Genomic DNA, 3,698 nt, shown 5'->3' on the forward strand with positions numbered 1-3,698 from the left:
GGTTGGCGGTGGACTGGTCGGCGGTGTTCGCCGGTCAGGGTGCCCGTCGGGTCGACCTGCCCACGTACGCCTTCCAGCACCAGCACTACTGGCTGGAGGAGCCCGCCAACGCCGCCGGGAACGGCGCCGCCGATGCCGCCGACAGCCGCTTCTGGGCGGCGGTCGAGCAGGAGGACCTGGCGGCGCTGGCCGGCACGCTGCGTGCCGAGGGCGCGGACCAGCAGGCGTCGCTCGGCTCGGTGCTGCCGGTGCTGTCCGCCTGGCGCCGCCGCCGCCGCGACGAGGCGGTGGTGGACCGCTGGCGCTACCGGGTGAGCTGGCAGCCGCTGGCGGCCACCGGCACCGCGGCGCCGTCCGGCACCTGGCTGACCGTGGTGCCCGCCGGGCAGGGTGACGACCCGTGGATCGGGACCCTCCTGGACGGCCTGCGCGGGCGTGGGGCCGAGACGGTGGTACTGGAGGTCTCCGCGGCGGACGCCGATCGCGCCGTACTCGCCGAGCGGCTGCGCGCCGCCTGCGGTGAGTCGGCGCCGGCCGGCGTGCTGTCGCTGGCGGGGCTGGCCGAGGAGCCGCTGCCGCAGGCGGCCGGGGTGAGCACCGGCCTGGCGATGACCCTGGCGCTGGTGCAGGCGCTGGGCGACACCGGCATCGACGCGCCGCTGTGGTGCCTGACCCGTCAGGGCGTGCCGGTACGGCGCTCGGACGAGGCGGCCGGCACGGTGCCGGCCCAGCTCTGGGGCCTGGGCCGGGTGGCCGCGCTGGAGCACCCGCAGCGCTGGGGCGGTCTGGTCGACCTGCCCGAGTCGCTGGACAACCGGGCGCTCGACCGGCTCTGCGGCGTGCTGGCCGGCGCCTCGGGCGAGGACCAGGTCGCGATCCGCTCGGCCGGCGTCTTCGGCCGCCGGCTCGTCCGCGCGACGCCCGTCGGCGACACCGACGCCGTGCGGCCGTGGCAGCCGCAGGGCACCGTGCTGCTCACCGGCGGCACCGGCGGTGTCGGCGCCCGGGTGGCCGACTGGCTGGCGCGCGGTGGCGCCGAGCACCTGGTGCTGACCAGCCGCCGGGGCCAGGACGCCCCCGGCGCCGCCGAGTTGGCCGACCGGCTGACCTCGCTCGGGGTACGGGTGACGGTGGCCGCCTGCGACGCGGCCGACCGCGACGCGCTCGCCGAGCTGATCCAGTGCGTCGAAGCCGACGGCTCGCCGATCCGCTCCGTTTTCCACGCCGCGGGCGTGGGCGATCCCACGGTGCTCGACAAGCTGAGCCTGACCGAGCTCGCCGAGGTCGTCTCGGCCAAGGTCGTCGGCGCCGCTCACCTCGACGAACTGTTCGCCGACCGGGAGCTGGACGCGTTCGTGCTCTTCTCCTCGGGGGCCGGCGTCTGGGGCGGCGGCAGCCAGGGTGCCTACGCCGCGGCCAACGCACACCTGGACGCGCTGGCCGAGCAGCGCCGCAGCCGCGGCCTAACCGCCACCTCCATCGCCTGGGGCGCCTGGGCCGACGGCGGGATGGCCGGCGGCGAGGTCGGCGAGCGGCTGCGCCGCCGCGGCCTGTACGAGATGCCGCCCGCGCTCGCGCTGGAGGCGATGCAGCAGGCCCTGGAGCGCGACGACACGCTGCTGACCGTCGCCGACATCGACTGGGAGCGCTTCGCCCCGGCCTTCACCGCCGTGCGCGCGAGCCGACTGCTGGCCGAACTCCCCGAGGTCCAGAGCGCGTTGGACGGCACCGGCGCGGCGGACGCCGGCCCGCAGGGCAGCGGCTCGGAGCTCGTCCAGCGACTGCTGGGCATGAGCGAGGCCGAACAGCAGCGGGTGCTGCTGGAGCTGGTCCGGTCGCAGGCCGCGGCCGTGCTCGGCCACCAGGGCACGGACACGGTGGAGCCGACCCGCGCCTTCAAGGAGCTCGGCTTCGACTCGCTGACCGCCGTCGAGCTGCGCAACCGGCTCAACAGCGCCACCGGCGTCCGGCTGCCCGCGACCCTGGTCTTCGACCACCCGCGGCCCAAGGCGCTCGCCGAGTTCCTGCGCGCCCAGCTGCTGGGCCTCGGGCAGGACGCGGCCGTCGTCGTCCCGGCCGGTGCCGGCGACAACGACGACGACCCCATCGCGATCGTCGCGATGAGCTGCCGCTACCCCGGCGACGTGCGGATGCCCGAGGACCTGTGGCAGCTGGTCGCGGACGGCCGGGACGCGCTCGGCCCGTTCCCGACCAACCGCGGCTGGGGCGACGACCTTTACGACCCGGACCCGGAGCGGGAGGGCAAGTCCTACGCCGACCAGGGCGGCTTCCTGACCGACGTCGCCGACTTCGACGCCGGGTTCTTCGGGATCTCGCCGCGCGAGGCCCTGGCGATGGACCCCCAGCAGCGCCTCGTGCTCGAAGCCTCCTGGGAGCTCATGGAGCGGGCCGGCATCGATCCGGAGACGCTGCGCGGCAGCTCCACCGGCGTCTTCGTCGGTACCGTCAACAACGACTACGGCTCGCTGCTCGCGCTCGCCCCCGAAGGGCTGGAGGGCCACCTCAGCAGCGGCAACTCGCTGAGCGTGCTGTCGGGCCGGGTGTCGTACTCCTTCGGCTTGGAGGGGCCGGCCGTCACGGTGGACACCGGGTGCTCGACCTCGCTGGTCGCCCTGCACCTGGCCGCCCAGGCGCTGCGCCAGCGGGACTGCTCGATGGCCCTGGTCGGCGGTGTCACGGTGATGTCCACGCCGCTGGGCTTCGTGGAGTTCTCCCGCCAGCGCGGCCTGGCCGCCAACGGTCGCTGCAAGTCCTTCGCGGCCGCGGCCGACGGCACCGGCTGGGGCGAGGGCGTGGGCATGCTGCTGGTCGAGCGGCTCTCCGACGCCCGGCGCAACGGCCACCCGGTGCTCGCGCTGGTGCGCGGCAGCGCGGTGAACCAGGACGGCGCTTCGAACGGTCTGACCGCGCCGAGCGGTCCCTCGCAGCAGCGGGTGATCCGCCAGGCGCTGGCCAACGCCCGTCTGACGGCCGACCAGGTCGACGCGGTCGAGGCGCACGGCACCGGCACCACGCTGGGTGACCCGATCGAGGCGCAGGCGATCATCGCGACCTACGGTCAGGACCGTGACGCCGAGCGGCCGCTGTGGCTCGGCGCGCTGAAGTCCAACATCGGCCACACCCAGGGCGCTGCGGGTGTCGGCGGTGTGATCAAGATGGTGATGGCGATGCGCCACGGTGTGCTGCCGAAGACGCTGCACGTGGACGAGCCGACCCCGCAGGTGGACTGGTCGGCCGGCGCGGTGGAACTGCTCACCGAGGCGCGCGAGTGGCCCGAGACCGGGCAGCCGCGCCGGGCGGGTGTCTCCGCCTTCGGCATGGGCGGCACGAACGTGCACGTGATCCTGGAGCAGGCTCCTGCCGAGGAGCCTGCGGAAGCCGCCGAAGCCTCCGGGGATTCGGTCGAGGACTCGGCCGAGGGGCTGGTCGCCTCCTCGCTGCCGGTGGTGCCGTGGGTGGTGTCCGGCCGGTCCGCGGCGGCCCTGGCCGAGCAGGCCGAGCGGCTGGTGGCGTTCGTCGAGGGCTCCGCTGATCTGCGCGATGCCGACGTGGCGTACTCGTTGGTGTCGTCGCGTTCGGCGTTGGAGCACCGTGGTGTGGTGGTGGCCGGGGACCGGGACGGTGCGCTGGCGGGTCTGCGGTCGCTGGCCGCGGGTGAGGCCGCGGCGGGTGTGCTG

At 75.3% G+C, this 3,698-nt stretch carries 1 protein-coding gene; it reads left to right on the forward strand.

Translation table 11 applies throughout. The annotated features are described in order from the left end of the window. The coding region (locus ACIRYZ_RS46355) for an SDR family NAD(P)-dependent oxidoreductase (RefSeq protein ID WP_402955751.1) at positions 1 to 3,698 on the forward strand (3,698 nt) is incomplete at both ends.

The sequence above is a fragment of the Kitasatospora sp. NPDC101155 genome (genome assembly GCF_044768305.1).
Lineage (GTDB): Bacteria > Actinomycetota > Actinomycetes > Streptomycetales > Streptomycetaceae > Kitasatospora.